This window comes from Streptomyces sp. P6-2-1 (assembly GCF_050613165.1).
GTDB lineage: Bacteria > Actinomycetota > Actinomycetes > Streptomycetales > Streptomycetaceae > Streptomyces.
On the sequence record NZ_CP192513.1, the window covers coordinates 5,061,525 to 5,085,675 of the forward strand.

At 69.3% G+C, this 24,151-nt stretch carries 19 protein-coding genes, 2 tRNA genes and 1 pseudogene; 7 read left to right on the forward strand and 15 right to left on the reverse strand.

Features of this window, described 5'->3' with window-relative positions; translation table 11 throughout:
- Positions 1-17: 17 nt before the first annotated feature.
- Entirely contained in the window at positions 18-1,256 is a 1,239-nt protein-coding gene (locus ACQYWQ_RS21695) for a styrene monooxygenase/indole monooxygenase family protein (protein ID WP_431036752.1), read from the forward strand.
- 383 nt (positions 1,257-1,639) lie between these two features.
- Here the strand turns inward: ACQYWQ_RS21695 and ACQYWQ_RS21700 are convergent, their stop codons facing one another.
- Positions 1,640-1,909, reverse strand: a complete 270-nt coding sequence (locus ACQYWQ_RS21700; protein WP_431036753.1) for a hypothetical protein — start codon at positions 1,907-1,909, stop codon at positions 1,640-1,642.
- Positions 1,910-2,092: 183 nt separating this feature from the next.
- On the reverse strand, positions 2,093-3,022 hold the full coding sequence (locus tag ACQYWQ_RS21705; protein WP_431036755.1) for an AurF N-oxygenase family protein: 930 nt from the start codon (positions 3,020-3,022) through the stop codon (positions 2,093-2,095).
- 173 nt (positions 3,023-3,195) lie between these two features.
- Here ACQYWQ_RS21705 and ACQYWQ_RS21710 point away from each other — a divergent pair, with 173 nt between their 5' ends.
- A complete protein-coding gene (locus ACQYWQ_RS21710; RefSeq protein ID WP_431036757.1) occupies positions 3,196-4,494 on the forward strand; it encodes a hypothetical protein in 1,299 nt (432 codons plus the stop codon).
- Positions 4,495-4,711: 217 nt separating this feature from the next.
- Here ACQYWQ_RS21710 and ACQYWQ_RS21715 read toward each other — a convergent pair whose 3' ends face one another.
- The 5 genes from ACQYWQ_RS21715 to ligD form a co-directional block, all read right to left on the reverse strand.
- A complete protein-coding gene (locus ACQYWQ_RS21715) occupies positions 4,712-6,190 on the reverse strand; it encodes a peptidoglycan D,D-transpeptidase FtsI family protein (RefSeq protein ID WP_431036758.1) in 1,479 nt (492 codons plus the stop codon).
- Positions 6,187-7,554: an FtsW/RodA/SpoVE family cell cycle protein gene (locus ACQYWQ_RS21720; protein ID WP_431036760.1), complete on the reverse strand. Its 1,368-nt coding sequence runs from the start codon at positions 7,552-7,554 to the stop codon at positions 6,187-6,189. Before ACQYWQ_RS21720 ends, ACQYWQ_RS21715 begins: the two co-directional genes overlap by 4 nt.
- 170 nt (positions 7,555-7,724) lie before the next feature.
- Positions 7,725-8,078, reverse strand: coding sequence for a hypothetical protein (locus tag ACQYWQ_RS21725; RefSeq protein WP_431036762.1), 354 nt, complete (start codon positions 8,076-8,078; stop codon positions 7,725-7,727).
- 104 nt (positions 8,079-8,182) lie between these two features.
- Complete coding sequence (locus ACQYWQ_RS21730; RefSeq protein WP_431036764.1) at positions 8,183-9,097, reverse strand: ATP-dependent DNA ligase; 915 nt, start codon at positions 9,095-9,097, stop codon at positions 8,183-8,185.
- A 697-nt stretch (positions 9,098-9,794) separates the two neighbouring features.
- Entirely contained in the window at positions 9,795-10,682 is an 888-nt protein-coding gene (gene ligD / locus ACQYWQ_RS21735) for a non-homologous end-joining DNA ligase (RefSeq protein ID WP_431036765.1), read from the reverse strand.
- A 281-nt stretch (positions 10,683-10,963) separates the two neighbouring features.
- Here ligD and ACQYWQ_RS21740 point away from each other — a divergent pair, with 281 nt between their 5' ends.
- Complete coding sequence (locus ACQYWQ_RS21740; RefSeq protein ID WP_431036767.1) at positions 10,964-11,935, forward strand: Ku protein; 972 nt, start codon at positions 10,964-10,966, stop codon at positions 11,933-11,935.
- 64 nt (positions 11,936-11,999) lie between these two features.
- Positions 12,000-12,581, forward strand: a pseudogene (locus ACQYWQ_RS21745) (tyrosine-type recombinase/integrase); the annotation flags it as partial.
- 132 nt (positions 12,582-12,713) lie between these two features.
- Here ACQYWQ_RS21745 and ACQYWQ_RS21750 read toward each other — a convergent pair.
- The 8 genes from ACQYWQ_RS21750 to ACQYWQ_RS21785 all read right to left on the reverse strand — a co-directional run bounded on the left by ACQYWQ_RS21750 (position 12,714) and on the right by ACQYWQ_RS21785 (position 19,882).
- A tRNA-Arg gene (locus tag ACQYWQ_RS21750) sits at positions 12,714-12,785 on the reverse strand.
- A 1,304-nt stretch (positions 12,786-14,089) separates the two neighbouring features.
- Positions 14,090-14,356: a hypothetical protein gene (locus ACQYWQ_RS21755; protein WP_431036768.1), complete on the reverse strand. Its 267-nt coding sequence runs from the start codon at positions 14,354-14,356 to the stop codon at positions 14,090-14,092.
- Positions 14,357-14,429: 73 nt separating this feature from the next.
- Entirely contained in the window at positions 14,430-15,212 is a 783-nt protein-coding gene (locus ACQYWQ_RS21760) for a sigma factor-like helix-turn-helix DNA-binding protein (RefSeq protein ID WP_431036770.1), read from the reverse strand.
- Between the two features lie 1,019 nt (positions 15,213-16,231).
- Entirely contained in the window at positions 16,232-16,714 is a 483-nt protein-coding gene (locus tag ACQYWQ_RS21765; RefSeq protein WP_431036772.1) for a hypothetical protein, read from the reverse strand.
- 111 nt (positions 16,715-16,825) lie between these two features.
- Positions 16,826-17,023 (reverse strand): type II toxin-antitoxin system Phd/YefM family antitoxin, encoded by a 198-nt coding sequence (locus tag ACQYWQ_RS21770; RefSeq protein WP_431036774.1) that lies wholly within the window; start codon positions 17,021-17,023, stop codon positions 16,826-16,828.
- Positions 17,001-17,624 carry a hypothetical protein gene (locus ACQYWQ_RS21775; RefSeq protein WP_431036775.1) on the reverse strand — a complete coding sequence of 208 codons (624 nt, stop codon included), beginning with the start codon at positions 17,622-17,624 and terminating at the stop codon, positions 17,001-17,003. Before ACQYWQ_RS21775 ends, ACQYWQ_RS21770 begins: the two co-directional genes overlap by 23 nt.
- A gap of 983 nt (positions 17,625-18,607) precedes the next feature.
- Entirely contained in the window at positions 18,608-19,570 is a 963-nt protein-coding gene (locus tag ACQYWQ_RS21780) for a tyrosine-type recombinase/integrase (RefSeq protein ID WP_431036777.1), read from the reverse strand.
- A 240-nt stretch (positions 19,571-19,810) separates the two neighbouring features.
- A tRNA-Arg gene (locus ACQYWQ_RS21785) sits at positions 19,811-19,882 on the reverse strand.
- Positions 19,883-20,049: 167 nt separating this feature from the next.
- On the opposite strand from ACQYWQ_RS21785, the gene ACQYWQ_RS21790 reads away from it, so the two are divergent.
- From ACQYWQ_RS21790 to lysA, 3 genes are all read left to right on the forward strand, one after another.
- Complete coding sequence (locus ACQYWQ_RS21790) at positions 20,050-20,457, forward strand: response regulator (protein WP_431036779.1); 408 nt, start codon at positions 20,050-20,052, stop codon at positions 20,455-20,457.
- A gap of 1,158 nt (positions 20,458-21,615) precedes the next feature.
- Entirely contained in the window at positions 21,616-22,590 is a 975-nt protein-coding gene (nrtL, locus tag ACQYWQ_RS21795; protein WP_431036780.1) for an ArgS-related anticodon-binding protein NrtL, read from the forward strand.
- Between the two features lie 20 nt (positions 22,591-22,610).
- Positions 22,611-24,008, forward strand: coding sequence for a diaminopimelate decarboxylase (gene lysA, locus ACQYWQ_RS21800; protein WP_431036782.1), 1,398 nt, complete (start codon positions 22,611-22,613; stop codon positions 24,006-24,008).
- Positions 24,009-24,151: the final 143 nt, after the last annotated feature.

The following is a 24,151-nucleotide window of genomic DNA, read 5'->3' on the forward strand; positions in this document are numbered from 1 at the left end:
AAGGAGAACCGCAAGGCATGCGGAAGGTACTCATCGTGGGGGCCGGGCAGTCCGGTCTCCAGATCGCTCTCGGCCTCCAGTCCCACGGCTACGAGGTCACCCTCATGTCGAACCGTACGGCGGACGAGATCCGCTCCGGACGGGTCATGTCGACGCAGTGCATGTTCCACACCGCGCTCCAGCACGAACGCGACCTCGAACTGAACTTCTGGGAGAACCAGGCGCCGCACATCGAGGGCCTCGGCGTCTCGGTCGCCGCGCCCGACTCCAGCCGCGCCGTGGACTGGGTCGGCAAGCTCGACGGCTTCGCGCAGTCCGTCGACCAGCGCGTGAAGATGGCGGGCTGGATGGAGACCTTCGCGCAGCGCGGCGGCCAGGTCGTCATCCACGGCGCGGCCGTCGGCGACCTCGACTACTTCTCGCGCACGTACGACCTCGTGCTCGTCGCCGCGGGCAAGGGCGAGCTGGTCTCGATGTTCGAGCGGGACGCCTCGCGCTCCGTCTTCGACGCCCCGCAGCGCGCGCTCGCCGTCGCCTACGTGCACGGGCTCGGACCCCGCCCCGAGCACCCGGACTTCGACGCCGTGCGCTGCAACCTCGTGCCCGGGATCGGCGAGTTGTTCGTCATGCCGACCTTCACGAACACGGGCCGCGCCGACATCCTCTTCTGGGAGGGCGTCCCCGGCGGCCCGCTGGACGCCTTCAAGGGCGTCAAGGACCCCTCCGAGCACCTCGCGCTGACGCTGGAGCTGATGGAGAAGTTCGTGCCGTGGGAGTACGCGCGCGCCACCAAGGTCGAGCTGACGGACGCGAACGGCACCCTCGCGGGCCGGTACGCGCCGACGGTCCGCAAGCCGATAGGGCGGCTGCCGGGCGGTGGCGCCGTGCTCGGGGTCGCCGACGTCGTCGTGGCCAACGACCCGATAACGGGGCAGGGTTCGAACTCCGCGTCCAAGTGCGCCGCGAGCTACCTGTCCTCGATCATCGAGCACGGCGACCGGCCCTTCGACGAGGCGTGGATGCGGTCCGCCTTCGACCGCTACTGGGAGACCGCCCAGCCCGTCGTCAAGTGGACCAACGCGATGCTCGGCGTCCCCCCGGAGCACGTCCTCAACCTGATAGGCGCGGCAGGCCAGTTGCAGCCGGTCGCCGACCGCTTCGCCAACGGCTTCAACGACCCGTCGGACTTCGAGAACTTCTTCTTCGAGCCGGAGAAGACGAACGCCTACCTGGAGTCGGTGCGGGCGGCGGCCTGACCGCCTGCCGTGAGCGGGCCGGGTCCGCCCTCCTCCCGTCCGCGGGGCGGACCCCCGGCCCGGCGCTCTTCGCCTCGTCCGTACGGTCGTGTGTTTCCGGCGCGGATCACGAGCGAGCACCGCACGGTTCCCGAAGGCGCCACCGCTGCCCGCCGACGACCTCGGCGCCGGCCGCTTCGGCCCGGGCCCCCGCCGCACCAGCGGGTACCCCGCTCGGGGTCCCGGCCGAGCGCGTTCGCGCAGCAGTACGGGCCGGAACCGAGGTACGGCGTGGACACGGGGGCCTCCGTGAGGAGGCAGGGCGTGGCACGGGGCCCCGGGAGGCGGGCGGACCGTCGCCCCCGAGCCGAACGGCTGGCACCGTGTGAGGGGCACGTCCCTCCTCACGCCTCCTTGGGCCGGGGGCGCCACGGCCACCGGCGCCGCTCGACCACGCCCTCGGGGTCGTACACGTACCGCCAGCCGCGCGGCGTCCCGAGCCTGCTGCCGGGGCGCAGCAGCGGCTCGCGGTTGTAGACGAGCAGGGTCTCGCCCGCGGGAGCCGGGACGGGCACCTTGTACTGCTTGGGGGGCTGGCCGGTGGGGCCTGTCAGTACGGGGAGGGTCCGGCCGTCCAGCGGGCCGCCCACGAACACGACGTTCTCGGTCTTCACGCGTCCAGTGTCCCCGAGCGGCAGGCACCCCGCCCGCCGCCCGGCCCGTACCGCCGCCGCTCACGCCGTACCGGCCGCCCGGCCCCCGTACCCCGTACCGCCCGACTCCGCGTACGGCCCCACCCGGCCCCGTGCCGCCCCACCCGGCCCCGTGCCGCCCCGCCCGGCCCCGTGCCGCTCCGCTCAGGCCAGCAGCCCCGAAGAGCGCCACATGCGCCTGCCCACGCCTTCGAGCAGCCCGATGTCGTCCAGGAAGTCCGTCAGCCGCTTCGCACCGTTCTGCATCACCTCGCGGCGGTGCGCGCTCGCCTTCACCTGGCGCAGCGCCTCGCGCTTGTCGAGCCCGGCGTTCGTGTAGACGTCCGGGTTGACGAAGGCGACGGAGAAGATCCGCGCCGCCTCACCGGCCGAGAGCCGCGTCAGGTGCCGCTCCCACTTCGGTGCCGTCACCATCTGCCGCCGCAGCTCCTCGCGCGCGTAGCGCACGTGCCGCGCCTCCTCGATGACGTGGATACGCGTCACGCCGCGCACGAGCGGCTGCACGCGCTCGTCGGGGAAGGTGAGCCGCTGCATCCAGTCGAGGATCTCCTCGCCGAGCAGCGTGCACGCGAAGGAGCCGGGCGTCGTCGAGATCGTCTTGAGCACGCGGCCCATGTTGTGGTTGAAGCGCGTGACCGGGTACGGGTCCACGCCGCCCGTCTTCACGAGACGCGCGAACATCATCGAGTGCCGGCACTCGTCGGCGATCTCGGTGAGCGCGTAGCGCGTGTGCGCGCTCGTGATGTCCTTGTCGTAGATGTGCCGCACGAGCAGCTGCATGAGGATGATCTCGAACCACACCCCGAGCGAGGCGAGCGAGGCGGCCTCGTGCATCGAGAGGGTGATGCGCTGCTCCTCGCTCATCCGTTCCCACATCGGCGTCCCGTAGAGCGAGACAAGCTCGGGCGGCCAGAACCACTTGCCCGGCTCGAAGGGCGCGTCCCAGTCCAGCTCCTTGTCCGGGTCGAAGGAGTGCCTGGCCGAGGACTCCAGGAGCCTTTCGGCCACCGATTCCCTGTTCTTGAGCGTCCCCAGCGCGTCACGGAGGAGCTCGAAGTCCGTCACCGTCGCCATGTCCTGCCACCCTCGTTCTCCGTCGTGCCGGCTCCGGCCGCGTTACCGGCGGTCACACCACTATGAGACTCCGCGTCAGTAAGGGCGTCAATCCCCTTGCGCGAACTTTGCGTTGGGGTGAGCGGCGGGGGATACGTGTCCCGGCCGTCCCGCGTATCGCCTACCGTTTGGCCATGTCCACGCCTCCGCCGCCGCAGCACCCGTACGGGGACCCCTACGGAGATCCCCACGGAGCCCCCTACGGCGAGCCGCCCGCGCAGCCCCCGTACCCCTACGAGCAGCAGCAGCCCTACCCGCAGGAGGGGGCGGGCTACGGCTACCCGGCCCAGGACCCGTACGGGACCCAGCAGGCGTACGGGGAACAGGCGTACGGGGAGCAGGCGTACGGAGGCCACCAGGGGGGTCAGTACGGGGAGCAGGCGCCCGCGCCGTACGGCGGGCAGCCCGCCGCGGCCCCCGACGCCTACGGGAACTGGTCGCAGGCCCCGCAGCCCCCTTACGGCACGCCGGACTCGGCGCCGCAGCCCGCCTACGGGGCGCCGGAACCGGCCCCGTACGGCACCGAGGCCCCCTACGGCACCGAGGCCCCCCACGGCACCGAGGCCCCCTACGGCCAAGCCCCGTCGGCGGCGCAGGACACGAGCCCCCAGCCGCCCGGCCCGCCGCCGTCCTCGGGCCCGCCGCCCTCGTACGGGACCGCCTACGACGCGCTGTACGGCCCGGAGGCGCCCCCCGGCGCCGCCACGACCGCCGCTCCCGCCTTCGGCGATCCACCCGCGCCCCCGCGCAGGTCGAGGCGCCCCTTGTTCCTCGGCATCGGTGCCGGTGTCGCCGTCCTCGTCGTCGTGGGCGCGCTGCTCGCGCTGCGGGGTGGGGGCGGCGGCTCCGACCCGGACGCGGGTTTCCCGCAGGTCCACCAGCGGCTCGCGCCCCCCGACGTCCTGCTCGACGGCGCCTACACGCGCGACCAGGACCTCTCGCGGAACGAGGGCGCGAAGATCAACACCGAGGCGCGCGGTGCCCGCGACGTGCGCGACGCCTCGGCCGTCGTCGTCACGTACGTCGGCGAACCGGCCGAGGGCGGGGGCGGTTCGCTCGTCGTCTCGGGCTTCAACGGCCGCATCCGCAACCCCGACGACACGCGCGCGGCGATGCTCAAGGGCGCGGCGGGCGCCAAGGGCGCCGAACTGCTCGCGCCCGCGAAGAGCTTCGGCGGCGCGGACGGCGCGGAGACGGGGAACATGGTCGTGAGCTGCCAGACGATGTCCACGACGCAGGGCTCCGTGACCGTGGTCTTCCCCATGTGCGCCTGGGCGGACGGCAATACGGCGGCGACGGTCGCCGAGATCACCCCGAAGAGCGTCGGCGCGAAGGTCGCCGACGTCGACCTGGCGGCGGCGGCGAAGCGCGTCGCGAAGGTGCGCTCACAGATGACGAAGCCGTACTGCCCGGGCGAGAAGGGCGTGTGCTGAGGGGAGGGCGCGGCGAAGGTGCGCCGTGCGAGGGCGCGCCGTGCGAGGGCGCGCCGTGCGAGGGCGCGCCGTGCGAGGGCGCGCCGTGCGAGGGCGCGCCGTGCGAAGGCGCGCCGTGCGAAGTCGCGCCGGGCGGGGGCTTGCCCGGTGGCGGCGTGCCCCCGCCGGGGCCTGCCCGGCCCGGGCCCGTCCCGCGATCGGGCGCGGCCCGAAGGCGTCACCGCTTCGCCTTCTTCCTCTCCTCGCCCACCACCGCCGCCATCACCGCCCGCGCGATCGGGGCCGCGTTCCCGCCCCCGCTGATCTCGCCCCGGTCCGCCGACGCGTCCTCGACCACGACGGCCACGGCGATCTGCGGCGAGGGCGCCCGCGCCCCCTGCGCCCACGAGACGAACCACGCGTACGGAGTCCCCTCGTTGCCCACCCCGTGCTGCGCGGTGCCCGTCTTGCCGCCCACCGTCGCCCCCGCGATCGCCGCGCGCCGCCCCGTGCCCTTCTGGACCGCGTCCACCATGAGGTCGCGCAGGCGGGCCGCCGTCGACGGAGTCATCGCCTGCCGCAGCGTGCGCGAGGGCGGCGCGTCCACGAGCCGCCCGCCGTGCGTCGTGGTGCGCTCGACCAGACGCGGGCGCGGCACCGCACCTCCCGAGGCGACGGCCGAGGCGACCATCGCCATCTGGAGCGGCGTGGCGCGCGTGTCGTACTGACCGATCGAGGAGAGCGCGAGCTGCGCCTTGTCGAGCCGGGTGCCGAAGGCGGAGCGCACGACGGGCGAGGGGATGCTCAGGCCCGCGTCGTTGAAGCCGAAGCGCCCGGCCGCGCGCACCATCCCGTCGAGCCCGGTCCGTACCCCGAGCGCGGCGAACACCGTGTTGCACGACCAGCGGAAGGCGTACCGCAGACTCGCGTCGCCGCAGCCGTCCACCTCGTTGGTGAGCGTCGTGTCGCTCCCCGGGAGGCGGTACGGATCGGGCGCGCGCGTCGCGTCGTCCACGTCCCGTACCGTTCCCGCGTCCAGCGCGGCGGCCGCCGTCACGATCTTGAACGTCGAGCCCGGCGGATAGGTCTGCCGCAGCGCGCGGTTGAGGAGCGGCTGCGCCGGATCGGCCGTCAGGCGCGCCCAGGCCGCCGTCACCGCGCGACTCGTGCCCGACAGCACGCCGGGGTCGTACGAGGGCGAGCTGACCAGTGCGAGGACGCGGCCCGTCGACGGGTCGAGCGCGGCGACGGCCCCCGTGCGGCCCGCGAGCCCCTCGTACGCGGCCCGCTGCGCCTTCGCGTCGATCGTGGTGGCGACGTTCCCGCCCGCGGGCCGCGCGCGCACGAGGTCGTTCCACAGCGGGAACGCGCTCAGATCCGGGTCCGTGCCGGTCAGGAGCCGGTCACCGGCGCGCTCCAGGAGCGTGCTCCCGTACACCTGCGAAGCGAAGCCGGTGACGGGCGCGTAGAGCGGGCCGTCGGTGTACGTGCGCTCGTACCGCAGCTGCTCGTGCGTGTCCCGCGAGCCGGTGACGGCCCGCCCCCCGACGAGGATGTCGCCGCGCGGGCGGTCCCAACGGGCGATCGCGGCGCGGCGGTTGGCGGGGCTGGCCTCGTAGGCCGACGCGCGCACGAGCTGGACGCGGACGGCGTTGAGCACGAGGGCGATCAGGAGCAGGAGGCAGAAGAAGGCGGCACGCCGCTGGTAGCGGCTCATGCCTCGCCCCCCGCGTGTGCGCTCCCCACGCGCGCGGCGCGGTCGCTCATGAGCAGGAGCAGCGCCACGATGACCCAGTTCGTGACGACGGACGAGCCGCCCTGCGCGAGGAAGGGCATCGCCATCCCGGTGAGCGGGATGAGGCCCGTCACGCCGCCCGCGATGACGAAGACCTGGAGCGCGACGATCGAGGCGAGCCCGGTCGCGAGCAGCCGCCCGAAGGCGTCGGGGAGTTCCAGACCCGTACGGAAGCCGCGCGCCACGAGCAGCGCGTAGAGCAGGAAGAGCGCCGTGAGGCCCGCGAGGCCCAGTTCCTCGCCCGCCGTCGCGAGGATGAAGTCGGACTTCGTCGCGAAGCCGATGAGGATCGAGTGGCCCGCGCCGAGCCCCGTGCCCGTGAAGCCCCCCGCGGCGAAGGCGAAGAGCGACTGCGCGAGCTGCCCCGGGCCCTCGCCCGCGTCGATCGACGCGAAGGGGTGCAGCCAGTCCTCGACCCGCTGGTGCACGTGCGGTTCGAGCGTCCCCACCGCCCACGCCCCGAGCGAGGCCAGGACGAGCCCGGCGGCGATCCAGCCCGTACGCCCCGTCGCGACGTACAGCAGCACGACGAAGAGCCCGAAGAAGAGCAGCGACGTCCCGAGGTCGCGTTCCAGGACGAGGACACCGACGCTCAGCAGCCACACCGTCAGGACGGGGCCGATGACGCGCGCGCTCGGCAGCCGTGTCCACAGCAGCTTGCGGCCCGTGTGGCGCAGCGCCTCGCGGTTCGCCGCGAGGTAGCTCGCGAAGAAGACGGCGAGCAGCACCTTCGCGAACTCGCCCGGCTGGAGCGAGAAGTCCCCGAACCGCAGCCAGATCCGCGCCCCGTTCACGGCCGGGAAGAAGATCGGCACGATCATCAGGACGAGCGCGGCGACCATCGCGAGGTACGCGAAGCGCTGGAGGACGCGGTAGTCGGGCAGCAGCGCCACGACGGCGAGGAAGAGCGCGAAACCGGTCATCGACCACACGAGCTGCGCGGGCGCCGCGCGATCGCCTGGTGTCTGGAGGTCGAGGCGGTAGATGAGGACGAGGCCGATGCCGTTGAGCAGCACGCCGATCGGCAGCGGGAGGGGGTCCGCGTACGGGGCACGCAGGCGGACGACGAGGTGGGCCAGGAGCGCGAGGCCCGCGAGCCCGGCGAGATTGCGCAGCGCGTCGGGCGGGACGCGGTCCTCGCGCGTGAGCCCCACGGCGACGTATCCGAGCAGCACGAGCCCCACAGCGAGCACGAGCAGCCCCAGCTCGACCCCGCGCCGGTGGACGGGCGGCACGGCGCGCGCCGCGAGGCCCGCCGCCGCGTCGGCCGTCCTGGTTCCGGTCATGCCGGGAACGTAGCAAGCGGGGTACGGAATGTCCCGTTATGCGGGGCCTCGTTATCCGGGGCCCGTGGCGCGGGCTCGTGGTGCGGGGTCCGTGGCGTGGGGTCCGTGGCGTGGGCGGGCCTCGTGGCGCGGGCCCGGTTCCGCGGCGGCCCGGCCGGTACGGGGTCGGCTCAGCAGGTACGGGGCGCGGCGCCCTCGGTCGCGATCGACCGGCTCGGCGCGGGGACCCAGGTGCCGTCCGTGAGGAGGTACCAGCGGTCCTCGCCCTGGACGCGCTCGCCGCGCATGGCGCAGTGGATCGCGACGCTGTCGCCGTACGGGCGGCGCCCGACCTCGGTCCCTGCCCTGCGCGGCGAGTCGCGCAGGCTCAGGCCCTCGCGCGCGATGACGCGCCCGTGCGCGCTCGGCTCCGTCTCGCCGGAGGCCGCGCGGGGGCTCGTGTCGGCGTGGGCCGTCGCGAGGGGGGAGAGCAGGGTGGCGGTGGCGGCGAGGAGGGCGAGCGCGGCGGGTTTCCTGTACGGCATGGGGAAGGCTCCTGAGGTGCGAGGAAATGACCACGAACAGTCACGAATCAACATAAAAGCCGCACAGAGAGATCGCAAAAGACCACAAGGCGTCACGCCGCCGCTCACTCCCCGGGCCCGCCCCGGAACCGCACCGCCTCCACGGTCCCCTGCCGCGTCGTCTCCCGCCGCACCTCGACGACCCCGCCGGGCCGTACGGGCGTGTACGCGACCTCGCCGACCCCCGCCGCCGTGACCACCGCTTCGGCCGCCCGCTCGTCGTCGGCGGGAAGCGCCTGCGCCGCCCCGGCCCGCAGCGCGGGGGCGAGCGGCCGCGAGGCCACGGGGGTGCCGTCACCCGGCAGGGCGAGCACGAGCAGCCGCGGCGCGCGCCGCCTCCCCACGTACCCGAGCACGAGCGCGTCCTTCGTGTCGCGGTGCCGCACCTTGCGCCACGCGCGCCGCCCCGCCGGGTAGCCCTGCCGCGCGCGCTTGGCGACGATGCCCTCGACACCGGTCCCGGCGAGCGCCTCGTACCACTGGAGCGCCGTGTCGCGCGCGTCCGTGGCGGGGACGGGCTGGAGCGGGGGCCCGAGCGGCTCCAGCAGCTCGACGAGCCGCGCGCGCCGCTCCTCGTACGGGCGCCGCCGCAGGTCATCGCCGCCGAGCGCGAGCACGTCGAAGGCGGCGTACGAGGCGGGCAGCGCCCGCGCGAGCACGGGAGCCCGCGCGGCGGTCGCAGCGGCGCGGCGCTGCACGGCGGCGAAATCGGTCCGCCCGTCGGTCCACACCACGACCTCCCCGTCGAGCACGGTCCCCCGGGGCAGACGCTCCGCCGCCGCCACGAGATCGGGAAAGGCCCTCGTCACGCGCCGCCCCGACCGCGCCTGCAACACGACCTCGTCCCCCCGCACCACGAGCAGCCGATGCCCGTCGAACTTCGGCTCGTACACCCACCCGCCCCCGGACGGCAGCAGGTCGACGGCCTCGGCAAGCGCGACCCGCAGCGGCAAGCCGAACCCACAGGGCAGAGAACTCACGGGCACCCCCACCCCACACGCACCCGCGAACATTCCCCCCGACGGCGTAGGCGCGGCACGGCATGACGGCCGTTGGGGGACGACGCGGTGTCCGGGCCACCTGTGCGCGGCGCCGCGTTCCGGCCGCCGGGGGGTGGCGCCGTATCGCGGCCGCCTGCGCGCGGTGTCTCGTCGCGGCCGCCTGCGCGCGGTGTCTCGTCCCGGCCGTCTGTGCGTGCTGCCGTGTCCCGGCTGTCCGCGCGTGGTGCCTCGTCGCGGTCGCCTGTTCGCGGTGTCTCGCCCGGGTCGCACGCGCGCGGTGCCCCGCCGTGGCCGTCTGTGTGCGACGCCGCGCCTCGGCCGCCTGCGCGGGGTGCTTTGCCAAGGCGGCCTGTGCGCGACGCCGTGTCCCGGCCGTCTGTGCGCGCTGCCCTGTCCTGGCCGTCTGCGTGCGCTGCGGTGTCTCGGCCGCCTGGGCGCCATGCCACGCCCTGGCCGCCTGTGCCCGGCGCTCTGTCCCGGCGGTCCGTGCCCGATGCCGTGCCCCGGCAGCCAGTGTGGGACGGCTTGCACCGGCAGCCCGTGTGCGGTGCCGTGTCCTGGCCACCCGTGTGGGACGGCTTGCCCCGGCCGCGCGCCCGTACCCTGCGGCCCCCTCCACCCGCCCATGACCTCGCGCCCCGCCCGCCCGCCCGCGCCTCCTCCCCCCGGCCGCCCCTCACGGCAGTTCCCCCGCTCCCTCGCCCGCCACCAGTGGGGCGAGCAGGTCGCCGTGCCGGTCCAGGCGGCCCGTGACGTCCTGGGCCAGGACCCTCAGGTCCTCCGGACGCGTGCAGCCTTCGATCTCCGTCCAGGTGAGCGGGGCCGAGACCGTCGGGTAGTCGCGGGCGCGCAGCGTGTACGGGGTCGCCGTGGTCTTCGCGGCGGCGTTCTGGCTGAAGTCGACGAAGACCTTGCCCGCGCGGAGCTTCTTCGTCATGCGGTGGAGCGCGAGGCCGGGGAGTTCCTTCTCCGCCTCGACGGCCAGCCGCCTCGCGTACGCCGTGACGTCGGACGACGGCGTCGGGACCAGCGGCGCGAGCAGGTGCAGGCCCTTCGAGCCCGACGTCTTCACGTACGCCGTCAGCCCGTCCGCGGCGAGCCGCTCCCGCAGCCACCGCGCCACGGTCCCGCACTCCACGATCGTCGCGGGCTCTCCCGGGTCGAGGTCGAGTACGAGCCGGTCCGCGCGTCCCTGCGCGGGCGCGTCCAGGCGCCACTGCGGCGTGTGGAACTCCGTCACCAGGTTGGCCGCCCACATGAGCGGGGCCAGGTCGTCGATCACCACCTGCTCACCCGCCCCCTCCGAGCGCTCGACCCGCGCGATCCGCACCCAGTCGGGCGTACCGGGCGGCGGGTTCTTGGAGAAGAAACGCTGCCCGGAGGGGCCGTCCGGATACCGCAGGAACGAGACGGGGCGTGCGCGCAGGTGCGGCAGCATGACGTCGGCGACCCCCGCGTAGTAGTGCAGTACCTCGCCCTTCGTGAAGCCGTCGCCCGGGTACAGCACCTTCTCCAGATTGCTCAGCGCGAGCCGTCGCCCCGCCACATGCGTGATCGGCGTCATACGATAAGAATTCCACGCAAAGCGGGCAGTGGCACCCGCCCCGCCCGCCCGACTCCCAGCCCGACTCCCGGCCCCCGGGGAAAGACCGGCCGGCCCCCCCGGGACCGGCCCCCCGGGACCGGCCCCCCGGGACCGGCCCCCCCCGGGACCGGCCCCCCGGGACCGGCCCCCCCCGGGACCGGCCCCCCGGGACCGGCCCCCCCCGGGACCGGCCCCCCGGGACCGGCCCCCCCGGGACCGGCCCCCCGGCCCCCGCCCCGCCCCCGGCGAAAGGCAGCGACGTGCGATCGATATGGAACGGCGCGGTCTCCTTCGGCCTGGTCAGCATCCCGGTGAAACTCGTCAACGCCACCGAGAACCACACCGTCTCCTTCCGCCAGATCCACACCGAGGACGGCGGCCGCGTCCGCTACCGCAAGGTGTGCGAACTGGAGGACAAGGAGATCCCCGGCGACGAGATCGGCAAGGCGTACGAGGACGCGGACGGCAGCCTCATCCCCATCACCGACGAGGACCTCGCCTCGCTCCCGCTGCCGACCACGAAGACGATCGACATCGTGGCCTTCGTCCCCGCCGACAGCATCGACCCGCTCCAGATGGACGCCGCCTACTACCTCGCGTCGGGCGGAGCGAACGCCGCCAAGCCGTACACCCTCCTGCGCGAGGCGCTCAAGCGCAGCAACCGCGTCGCGCTCGCGAAGTTCGCCCTGCGCGGCAAGGAACGCCTCGGGATGCTCCGCGTCGTCGGCGACGTCATCGTCCTGCACGGGCTGCACTGGCCCGACGAGATCCGCGTCCCCGAGGGCGTGGCGCCCGACGAGGACGTCACGGTCCGCGACAAGGAACTCGACCTCGCGGAATCCCTCATGGACACGCTCGGCGAGGCCGACGTGAACGACCTCCACGACGACTACCGCGAGGCCGTCGAGGAGATGATCGCGGCGAAGACGCAGGGCCACGAACTCCCGGCCCCCGAGCGCCCGGCGGGCGGCGGCAAGGTCATCGACCTGATGGCGGCCCTGGAGAGCAGCGTGAAGGCGGCCCAGGAGTCACGCGGGGGCGACCCTTCGGACGAGGAGGTCGCCGAGGTCCACAAGCTGGAGGACAGGAAGAAGAAGGCGGCGCCGAAGAAGAAGACGGCGGCGTCGGGGAAGAAGACCGCAGCGAAGAAGTCGGCCCCGGCGAAGAAGACCGCGGCGAAGAAGCCGGCACCGAAGAAGAAGACGGCGTCCGCGCGCAAGAAGGCCTCCTGACGCCCCCCAGGAGGGCCCCGCAAGCCCGCCGGAGCGTCCCCGTGCGGCCGGGGCCGATTGGCCCGCCGTCATGTACTGCGCCGCCTTGCGCCCCGCCGAGGTCGTCGGGCTCCGGCGGGCTGACTGCGACTTGCCGAAGGAGGGGTGGGGCACGCTCACGCTGTGGGAGACGCGTCCCGTGGCGGGGAAGCAGTGGACGGATTCGGGGGAGCGGCACGACAGGCGCGGCCTGAAAGCCCGTGAGGTCAAGACCGACCGGCCCGTCCCGATCCCGCCCGTCCTCGTCGCCATCCTCCGCAAGCACCTGGACACCTTCGGCACGGCGAAGGAGGGCCGCGTCTTCGGCAACGAGCGCGGGGACGTCGTCGGCTCCTCGACGTACTGGCGCGTGTGGGAGGAAGCCCGCACACTCGCCCTCCCGCCCGACCGGGCCGCCTCCCCGCTCGCGGGGCGCCCGTACGACCTCCGCCACGCCTGCATTACCCGCTGGCTCAACGCCGGCGTCCCCGTCGCCGAGGTCGCCCGTCGCGTCGGGAACTCCCCGGAGGTCATCCATCGCCGGTACCAGGGCTGCATCGACGGCCACGAGCAGGTGGCCAACGACAAGATCGCGCGAGCGATGGAAGAGGACGGCGATACGGCGTAGCGGGTGTATCGCAGGTGATGCGTGAACTCTGCGAGACAACGAGAAAGAGCGGGAGCCAGTGAGACTGGCTCCCGCTCTCCTCTGTCGGCATCCGCCCAGCTCAGCGCGATATTTCCGCTGATCTCTGGCGAGTGCCCCCGGCAGGATTCGAACCTGCGCACACGGCTCCGGAGGCCGTTGCTCTATCCCCTGAGCTACGGGGGCTCCGGACCGCCATCGATTAGCGAGCCGAAAACGAATCTACCAGGGGTTTTCTCTAGAGCTAGTCCGAGACGCCCCCACGAGCGGATCGTTGTTAGACCGTTGTAGGCACCTTGCCTAAGACTCCCTAGTGAAGATGCCTAGCTGTGCTGCCTGGTAGCACTCCTCGGAAGCGTGTACCTGCTCTGACCTGGAAGGCTCCCTCTGAGGCTCTGTGCGCCCGTCTGAGTGTCTGCCAACCTCTGTCGCTGCCACGCCTCTTCGTCACTCTCTGTGGACCTGAGGCGGCCTTGCACGGGCTGCCAGATGGGCTCGGAGAGAGAAGGCCCACCAGAGGCCGTAGGGGGTAGGGAGGGGGTTAGGCAGGAGTGAGGGGGTGGGAGCTGTCAAGAAGGGCTGTGAGGGCTGTCTGAGGACTCGTGAGCTGAGTGTCCCTGTTCTCCTCCGATGAGAGAGGGACGGCCCCGCACGGGCCGTCGAGTTGCTGTCCCAATAGATAGAAGGAGCATGGCCACTTCTTTGATAAAGAAAGTCTCTGCCTGCTCCGCCCTCCTTTTCTGGGCATTCTCCATCGAATGAGAGAAGGTCCCGGAGGGAAGCAGACAAAGGGCTTGCATTTCTCAGGAGAGAAGTAAGGTGGAATCCTGACCCCAGGTTATTAAAAGCGCGTCCTCATGTGATAGTAGAGTCCTCTGAAATTTCTAGCATACATATTGGGTCACGCTTTACCCGGGTGTGCCCTCATTGGGGTACGTCCTCAAGGGGTAGGGAGGATGGTGTACTGCGATGGTTAGGGTGTGTGATGGGTAATGGGTAGGAAGGTACAGTCCCTCGTTCTCTCCGGCGTAATTACACTTCGGAGAGGAATTGTCACACACGGGAAGCATCTTGCTCTTCCTGGGGAATCCTTTTTAGGCAAAGAGAAGGGCCCACCCCTCAAGGGTGGACCCGTTCTCGACCGACAAGGGACTAAGACCTCTGTCGCCGCTTGCTTACTGGCCTCTTGGGTTCCACGTAGACGGGTGCCCAATTCCTGGGGGCCGGGACTGTCCCGGCCCCCCAAGCGAGACGGCAACGGAAGATCCACGCCTGTGCGGGGGCACGCCTGTCCCATTCCAGGGGGAGAAGGTTGGGTGCTTCATCCTTGGGACTTCCGGACCAAGGACGATCAGGGAGAGTGCAGAACGCTCGGAGTTCGTTGTCCCAAACTCCCCACTTGCTTGTCCCGTCGATGAGTCGGGCCTCATACCGGGATCTGCGAATTAAGTTCATGTCATAGTTCCACTTCATGACTCGGGAGGATACCGCTAAGGCTTCTTCTCCGTAAGGGTGATCGAGACGCCAAGCGTTCGGATTCCCCATTCGCCATGCTCCGCCAGGGAGGGGCTTGCCATGTTGCCAAAGGCATTCTTCATCTGCCTTAGTGCCAGTTCGTGATGCTCTCCCCAAGACTTTCCGTACGAACCTCGCATTTCGGATTCGATGACAGGCCATGCCTCTTCAAGCGTGGCTACGTCCTTCTCTCCGACAGCAGGGCCTTTCGGCGTCAACATCATCCATTGAACTGTGATCATGCGAGGGACGCTACCGGCTGGCCGACTGCATGAGAAGGGGGGATGGCGCCCCGGGCGCCACACCCCCAACTAGTTACGCTGCCTTCTCTAGTTCCTCACGAATCTTCTTGTACCTCTGAGAAACGTAGGAGCGGCTTACGCCAATCTTCTCGGCTGCTTCGGTCGGGGAGAGCTTGTCAAGGAATGCCTTCTGGATGGCTTCCTTGTTCTTCTCCGACTGGGCATTTCCCTTCCGGGGCTGCTTGTACTTCCCTTCAGCTGTGCCACCCCCCGCAGGGGTGGCCTTAGTCCTGGCGTTACTTACGGGAGTGTTAGTTACGGCGTCACTGTCTTTGGTTACGGCGTTAGTTACGTTCGGCTTGGCGTTACTGGTGTTCGACTTACGCGTAACCAATGCTTGCGAAACCGTTACCTCTTCGGACTTACGCGTAAGCGTTACCTCTAGTTCCTTGAACTTACGTCGGTAGCTGGGGGCTACCTCCGCAGCGCATATAAGGATGGCAGGGGCTATGGAGTGAATGGCCACACCGACCCAATCATCTTCGGAGAAGGAAGACCAAGCGTTGAGGAACAGGGAGGAGAATCCTGTTACCCACCTAAAGCCGGTCCCCCAAGGACCGGCCCTCATTCCATGCTTGGACAGAACTGCGTCAGCAGTGATGGACAGGATGAATGCGGCATCCGTAAGAACCCCTAGAGCCCAACCAGACCATTCCCATTGTGAGTGAGAAGCCACTAGGGGAGTGGAGGTCATGAGAGAGTAGAAGACCGCTACGGAGACGATGAGCCAAAGCATGGTGTTAACGACCTTGGCAGTTCTGCGGATAGAGCGAAGCTCAGAAGTAACGTCAGTCATGGTTTTTTCCTTACGTTGATGGTGGTTCGGGTAACGCGTAACTCCTGGCGAGCTACACGAGTGACGGAGTTAGTTACGCGTAACAAAGTGAGTGTTAACGCGTAACCCCTGACGGGTTACGCAGATGGTTGGTAACGGTTGCGCGTAACTGGGAGAGTGCTAACGCGTAAGTAACGCTTGATGGAATGAGTAACGGCACCCCTGACGGGTGCCGTCTTGTACCGGAGGGAAGCTGAGGTCCGTAGTGTGGAGGTCAGCTCTAGAGCTGGGGTCGGTACTACCGATGTCTGGTATTCCACTCAGACTCAGAGACGGTGTTCACATATCCGCACCGTGGATGTATTGGGTTAGCCAAGACGTCGGTTCCGCCGACGTCGTGAGATTGGGAATCAACGGGTTTTGCGGCTGTGTGAAAGATGGATCGGGAGGCCGGACGCCTCCCGCTCTTGGTGCCGAAAGGAGACAGGGCAACTCTCCAGTGGCAGGAGAGTTTGAGAGAAGGTCAAAGACAATGTCCGGGGGGCCGGACGCCCCCCGCATTGCTAACCGGAGAGAAAGTGGGTGGGATGTGTTTATCTGTCCCTTGCCCTCTTGAGAGAGGTTCCCGGGGGGCTGGATGCCCCCCGTGTTACTGAGCATCGGAGAGAAGAAGACATGAGAGGGTGTCGGTAACGACTACCCCCTTTCATGACCTCGGTAGTGTCGATGCTGTCTATTCCTCTCCGATACAGCGAAGCGCAGCGCAGCGCTTCAGATGAGCCGCACGGCGTTTGAGTTGCAGTATGTCTACACACTCCGGGGTCGCCTTGACGGCGAGCCCCGTATCATAGGCGTCCACATTCTTAGGGCCATAAGTTGTACCTAGGTCCCCGCCAGGGGGCGGGTCCCAAACAGATGCCTACAGTGCTCACACCTTCCTCAGATCCTTCGCTCGTAGTGCTTACATACTTAGGGCCATAAGTTGTACCTGCTTGTCAGTTCGCTTCGCTCACATTCTTAGGGCCATAAGTTGCACCTGCCTAGAACGACTCCAAGAGGTCTTCCTCAGTGAAGCCGTCTTCTTCCTCTTCAGACCGGCTCTGATCGGTGAAGTCACCCATTTTCAGGTAGTAGGTGGTCGTCGCTCCCCTCTTCGTTCCTGCAATCTCCTTCTTGAGCCACCCTGCCTCTATCAAGATCTCCACTCCCCGCTCTGTGTATGAGCGAAGATTCCCGGCCTTGTTCCATATTCCTACAGCGTCCGCAAGAGAGCGATTGGAAATGGTTACCGTGGCCTCCCCTTTAGCCAGCCGTGCCAGTTGTTTAGCTACAGCCATCCCACTGCGAGGCACATAGTGAACAACGGTCTGATACCAGACGTACGAGAAGCCGACTGGCGGCATGTTCTCTTGAGCCATAGGGGCCTTACGCTTCCTGTACTTCTCTCTGCGTTCCTCTATCTCGTCTGCGTACAGGGTGAGGAACGGTGGAACCTGGGGACGCTCTTTCTTCTTCCGTGGCATGTCTGCTTTCCCTCCAGTTACGAGAAGCACCCGCCCTCATGGCGGGGGCTTGTGTGTAGGCATGAGAAAGGGGCACGGCTCGCCGCCGTGCCCCTAACTGTTGAGAGCTACTTACTTGCTCATGAGTTCTCGGGTGAGTCGTTCGTATCTCTCGGAGGAGATGAGGACTGCCCTCACCTCTCCATACTTCGTCACCCCTACGCTTTCGCCTGCTTCCGCTCTACGGATGAGAGCTGCTACCTCATCGCGAAAGTCTGTTGCCGTCACCTTGTACATGCTGCTCCTCTCAGAAGTCCCACTCATCATCATCAATCGTGGGTGCTTTCTCGGTCGGGTCTTGCCCTGTGTACTTCTTACTGCACTTGTTCCACCATTGCTCGTACGAGACAACGACCCAAGCGAATTCCTCAGACACTCCAGTCTCAGTGGCAAAGTCCAGTAGTTCCGGCTCAGCCCGAAACTGTTCGCCAAGCTCATCAGTCACGCGCAGTTCTTGATACTTGTGATGTAGCGATGCCTCCACGGTTCCCCCTCCTTTGATCAGGGCAAGGACAGTCAGCGGCTCCTTGTATCCGGCCTTGGCGTATTCCCTGCTCACATCCTCAAGTCGCTTGGCAATGCGTTCTTCTCCCGCCATGCCGATTTTGACCCTGCCGTTGGGGAGCTTGACGATGTAGGTGACCCCCGGGGAATGGAAGCTGAGCGCCCCTATCTCTACTAGCTGAGCAATGAGTTTGTCTCGGTACTGGCTTGTGCTCCATGCGTAGGTCTCCGCCGCGTGACGACCACACAGAGGGACCTTTGCATTGGGTGCCCCGTAAAGCTGTCCTCTGTTCGGCTCCTCTCCGCAGAACTTTCCATCGACTACAATTACACAGGTCATCCCTTCCGGGGCTTTGTTCTTCTTCATTAGTGATTCCTCTTTCGGAATGAGGACGGGGGCTCGCTGCCCCCGGCCCTTCTCTGCTATGGCATTCCTGCTCACTCCATGCGGGCATGAGAAAAGCCCCCAGCGGGATTGCTGAGGGCTTGCAGGTTCGATGTTCAGTTATGAGTACCGCTAGATTCGATTGGGTATCGGGGAGATGACCGCTCCTCCCGGGAGCGGGTCTCTCTCAGGGAGCTGAGGATTTCCCGAGTGTGTGGGAGATTTCGGCCAACTGGTTGTTGCGTAGAAGCGGAAGCGGTCGGGATCAGGAATGAAGCACACTCTGTTGCGCGTCAAAGGGTTGGTGTGCTCGATCTCTTGTGCCTTACTCCGTATCCACTTGTGGCAGCGCGGACATTGCCATGCCTTGAAAGGGTTGGGATTCCTCTCTCCCCACTGCTTCACGCGAGTGTTCCCGAAACTCATATTGCTGCCTCTCGCCAGTGGTAGTCATTGACCTCAACTGCTATGACACAGCCAATGGTGATCGGATGCTTACACTTGCCGCCCTTGGCGTAGTGGTCGCACAGATTCTTGAGCAATTCGAACTCATTGCGACAGGCAACGCAGCGCCAACCGGTATCAGTGAGAGTGAAGTGTCGAGTCATAATGGCGGTCCTTTCGGGTTTGAGGTTTGGGTACCTCGCTTGATGGATGTGGTGGTTCATTCCATGCAGGATGCGGGGTTTTGGATGACTGCGGGCAAAAGAAAAGGGCCCGACTCGTGAGAGCCGGACCCTGATCCGAGAGAGACCCGAGGAACCACCAACGGGGAGAGGAAGCCCTGAGACCTGAAGTCTCCCCTGTTTTCAGGCAGGGTTCCTCAAGCACTTATAGTAGAGGAATTGGACATGTGATGCAAATCCTTTGCGGGTCTTGAGGGAATGACACAGGGGTCCCTGCTTGAACAAGAACCCCTGTGAGACTGTCTGACGGCCGCTCCCGCCCAGGGAGCTGCCGGGTATCTAGTGTCGGTCTCCCATTGCTCTAGCCACCTTCACGGCCCTTCCCGTAGCCATGTCAGCCGCGTACACCCGAAGCATCGTGGGATCTTTCCAGCCGAGCAGAGTCATGACATCGGTCTCCTGTACTCCGCTCTCAAGCAGTTCGTTCGCCGTCATGTGACGCCATGCGTGGGCCCCGACTCCTTCGTAACCTGCCTCCTCTGCCCGACGCTTGAGCATCCGATAGAGACCGGAGTAGGTGAGCTTGGCCCTTCCTCGGGTTCCCAGCCAAAGCCAAGGGTCTCTGCTCAGCTTGTGACTTTCGCGGGCTCGGATGTAGCGCTTGAGGGCAATCACGGTCTTGGGCTGCAAGGGGACGATCCTTCCCTCTCCGGCAGCCCGAGCCTCTTTGAGGGGAACCACCTGCATGAGCCCCTGCTCAAGAAAGAGGGAATCGATTCGGAGAGAAAGCAGCTCCTCCGCCCTCACTCCTTCCGTAAGGACACGCATCATTGCGTAGTCCCTCAGTCGCTCAAAGTCCCTGATCCTCGGATGACCGTTGCCAACGGTCTTGAGCATGTCGGCCACAAACTCAGTGCTGAGGGTCTTGGGCTTCGCGCCCTTGATGGGCGCGTACCTCTGGAATCGTCGGTCCTTGTACGGGTGGGGGGTGTCGTACTCCTCCTCAAGCCAGTTGAAGAAGTTCCGAAGGTTCCTCTGCACCGTGTTCGTTCCCCCTTGTTCGTGCTCGTTGAAGTACGTACGGAAGAAGGTGTTCAGGGTGGGAGCGTCGAGAGTCAGGTAGTCCCCGTGGTACTCGACTTCTTCCATCCACACCGTGAGCCGTTCAACGGCCTTGCAGTACGCCGTGATGGTCTTCTCGGAGTAGGGGCGGTTCTGCTTGTTGGTGCTGGCTCGCAGGTGCGTACGGAACTCGGAGAGGAATTCCCGGCGAACGGCTGAAACGTCCTTCTCCTCTGTCATGAGCAGTCGGACAGGGGGAGTTGCCGTCTTCGTACGGGCGCCCCTCACGGGCGCCCCCTTGGACTGTGTGGCTGCCATCGGGGACTTGAGGACTGTGCTGCGACGTGCCGACATGGGGACTGCTCCCGTTGTCTGTGTCAGCAAGGAACCTAGAGAACGCAGAAGCGGCGAGGCACCTTGCCCAACACGATGGATGGGTAGGCAGCTCGCCGCTGTCTGGAAGGAAAACACCTGATCAGGTGCCCCCGGCAGGATTCGAACCTGCGCACACGGCTCCGGAGGCCGTTGCTCTATCCCCTGAGCTACGGGGGCGTGTCGGCCGCTGTGGGGCGGCGACGGGTAGAACAGTACCAGCTTCGGGTGGGAGGGCGTGACCAGGTATGAGGGGCTCCGTACGGGTGTCCGGGTGGGTCCCTCCGTCGGGGTGGATGTGGGGAAAGTCGGGACGGGGGGAGGGGGGCGCGCCTAGTCTCGGGGTTGTGCCAGGGGCGACCGGCCGGGTTCTTGTGGTCGATGACAACAAGATGATCCGGCAGCTGATCAGGGTCAATCTCGAACTCGAAGGCTTCGAGGTGGTGACCGCGGCCGATGGTGCCGAGTGCCTGGAGATCGTGCACGAGGTGCGGCCCGACGTCATCACGCTCGATATCGCGATGCCGCGGCTCGATGGGGTGCGGACCGCCGAGCGGCTGCGTGCCGATCCGCGGACGAGTCATGTGCCGCTCGCCCTCGTCAGCGCTTCCAGCGCCGAGGAGGTCGACCGGTCCCTGCCCGAGGTCGATCTCTTTCTCGCCAAGCCCTTCGAGCCCGAGAGCCTCGTCGCCGCCGTGCGGGAACTCGCCGAGCGCGGCCGCCAGGTCTCCGTCGAGAAGGAGGAGGGGGAGTAACGGCCCTGCGCCGGTTTCCGCTCCCGCCCCCGCGCCGCCCCGTCCCGCCCCGGGCCTGTCCCGTCCCGCTTCCGCTCTGGCTTGTCCCGTCTCGCTTCAGCGCCGTCGCGGCCCGTTTCTCCCCATCCCACCTCCCCGCGCAGTCCCGGTCGCCTCCCCTCGCGCCGTCTCGTCCCGATATACCCCGTGCCGACCCGCTCCCCCCAGCCCCGGCGCGGCTGGCCCCCCCGCTCCACCCCGTCTCCGCTGGCGCCGCCCCGTCTCACCCGTCTCGGCCTCACCCGTCTCGGCCTCACCCGTCTCGGCCTCACCCGTCTCGGCCTCACCCGTCTCGTCCCGCCCCGCCTCCGCGCCGCGCTGCCCCGTCTCCGCGCCGCGCTGCCCCGCCTCCGCCCCGCCCCGCTCCCGCGCTGCCGCGTCCGGCCTCCCTCCGCGCCGTCCCGATCGCGCCCCGCGTCGTCTCCTCCCGATACGCCCTCCGCCGTCTCCGCCGTCTCCGCCGTCTCCGCCGTCTCCGCCGTCTCCGCCGTCTCCGTCGGCGCCCCGGGCGCCGCCCCGCGTCGTGCCGTCTCGGCCCGTCCCGCCCCGCTTCCGTTCCAGTCGCGCCCGCACCCTCTCGTCCCGATACGACCAGCTCCGCCCCGCCCCAGCGCGGCTCGCTCCCTCGCCCCGCGCCCCAGGGCTTCCCCCGCCTCCGCCTCCGCCGCCCCGCCGCGCCCCCGCGCCGTCCCGGCCTCACCCTGCCCGTTCCGCCCGTCTCCGCCGACGCCGCCCCCGTCCCTCCCACCTTCCTCCGTGCCGACCCGGTCCCTGCGCCGTCTCGTCCCGATGCGCCCCTCCCCGCTCCGGCGCGGCTCGCGCCCTCGCTCCGCACCGTCCCTGCTCCGCCCCCGCCCCGCACGTCCCCGCTCCGCCCCGCCTCGGCTCGCCCCCTCGCCCCGCACCCCCCAGAACCCTCCCGCACCCCCCTCCGCCTTCCGCCGGCGCCTCCGCCTCGTGCCGTCTCGCCCCGCTCCGCCCCGCACGTCCCCGTTCCTCCTCCTCCGCACCGCCCCCATCGCCCCCCCCGCCCCCGCCTCACCCCCACCCCGTCCACATTCCGGGACCTCGCCCGTATCCGTTCGCCTCCACCCCGCCCCCCTCGCCTACGCTGGACCCGTGACCCCCGCAGAGCTCTCCCGCACCGTGCTCGGTGCGCTGCGGCATGCCGTTGCCGCGGGGGAGGTTTCCGCTGTGCCGGGGGAGGTGCTCGGGCGGGTCACCGTTGCCGTGCCGAGGCCCGGGGGGTACGGGGACTACGCCTGCAACGTCGCGCTCGTCGCCGCCGGGCCCGCCCGCGTCGGCGCGCTCGCCCTCGCCGCCCTGCTCCGCGAGCGGCTGCGGCACGATCCGCGCCTTGCCGACATCCGCGTCACGGGTCCCGGCTTCCTCAACTTCGCGCTCGCCGACCCCGCCACGTACGAGCGCGACCTTGTCGCCGAGGCCGGCCGCCCCGGCGACGCCCTCGCCGGCCTCAGCGTCACCCTCCGGCCGTGCGACGCGCGCGCGGAGGTCCTCGCCGAGGCCCTCGTGCGCATCGCCCGCGCGCAGGGGGGCGACCTCCACGTCGACCACCGGCACGGCGAACCCCTGCGGGCCGCGCCCCCGTACGAGCGGACCGCGCCGCTGGACCCCGAGTCGCGCCGCTGGGCCCTGCTGCACACCGCCCCCGCCGACCGGCCGCGCCTCGATGCCCCGCTCCTCGTGCAGCGCGTCGAAAACCCTCTCTTCCTCGTGCGGTACGCGCACTCCCGGGCCCGCGCCCTCGTGCGCAACGCCGCCGACCTCGGGTACGGGCCGCGCGCCGGGGACAGCGGGCCGCACGCCGCTCCGCTCCTCGCGCTGCTCGCCGAACAGCCCGCCGTGCTGCGCCGCGCCGTCGAGCACCGCGCGCCCGACCGGCTCGCCCGCCGACTCGTCCGGGTCGCCGGTGCCCTCCTCGACTTCCACGACCGCACCGGCGGGCTGCTCCCGCTCGGCGGGCTCAAACCCCAGGCCGCCCACCGCGCCCGGCTCGCCCTCGCCGAAGCCGCCGGGACGGTGCTCGCCGGTGGCCTGACCCTGCTCGGCGTCAGCGCACCCCTGTACGTCTGAACGAGAAAGAGCACGACAGCATGAGTCGTTCCGCCCACCCCGCAGGGCCCCGCCACGGAGACGTCCTGCCCGAGGGGCACTACAGCGCCCCGCCCGCCGACCTCAACGCCATCGACCCGAAGGTCTGGGCCCGTACCGTCCGCCGCGAGCCCGCGGCCGAGGGCGCGCTGAGCGTCGGCGGTGTGCCCGTCACGCGCCTCGCCGAGGAGTTCGGCACGCCCGCGTACTTCCTCGACGAGGAGGACTTCAGGGCCCGTTGCCGCGACTGGCGCGCCGCCTTCGGCGAGGGAGCCGACGTCTTCTACGCGGGCAAGGCGTTCCTCAGCCGCGCCGTCGTGCGCTGGCTCCATGAGGAGGGCCTCAACCTCGACGTGTGCTCGGGCGGCGAGCTGCTCACCGCGCTCGACGCGGGGATGCCGGCCGCGCGCATCGCGTTCCACGGCAACAACAAGACGGCGGCCGAGATCGAGCGCGCCGTCGCCGCGGGGGTCGGCCGCATCGTCGTCGACTCCTTCCAGGAACTCGTACGTGTCGCGCACACCGCGCAGGCGCTCGGCCGCGTCCAGCGCGTGCAGATCCGCGTCACGGTCGGCGTCGAGGCGCACACCCACGAGTTCATCGCGACCGCGCACGAGGACCAGAAGTTCGGCCTGGCGCTCGCCGGGGGACAGGCCGCCGAGGCCGTGCGCCGGGCCCTGAGCCTCGACGGCGTCGAACTCGTCGGCATCCACTCGCACATCGGCTCGCAGATCTTCGACATGGCGGGCTTCGAGGTCTCCGCGCGCCGCGTCGTCGGGCTTCTCGCCGAGATCCGCGACGAGCACGGCGTCGAACTGCCCGAGATCGACCTCGGCGGCGGCCTCGGCATCGCGTACACCTCCGACGACGACCCGCGCGAGCCGCACGAGATCGCCAAGGCGCTCGGCGACATCGTGACGCGCGAGTGCGAGAGCGCCGGGCTGGCCGTGCCCCGTATCTCCGTCGAACCGGGCCGCGCCATCGTCGGGCCCACGGCCTTCACGCTCTACGAGGTCGGCACGATCAAGCCGCTTGAGGGGCTGCGCACGTACGTGTCCGTCGACGGCGGCATGTCGGACAACATCCGTACCGCGCTGTACGACGCCGAGTACTCCGTCGCGCTCGCCTCGCGGACCTCGGACGCCGCGCCGATGCTCGTCCGCGTCGTGGGCAAGCACTGTGAGAGTGGCGACATCGTCGTGCGCGACGCCTTCCTCCCGGCCGACCTCGCGCCGGGCGATCTGCTCGCCGTGCCCGCGACGGGCGCGTACTGCCGCTCGATGGCGAGCAACTACAACCACGCGCTGCGGCCGCCCGTCGTGGCCGTACGGGACGGGCAGGCCCGCGTCATCGTGCGCCGCGAGACGGAGGAAGACCTGCTCAGGCTCGACGTCGGCTGAGCGCGCACGCGGGTGCGGGGCGCCGTGACGGGGCGGGTCACGGCGCCCCGCACCCGTACGGAATGCTTGTCTCACGCATCGGACGCGGGGGCTGAAACCCCGGGGCCGTGCGTGAGACTGGACCCACCGCGACACACAGGCTC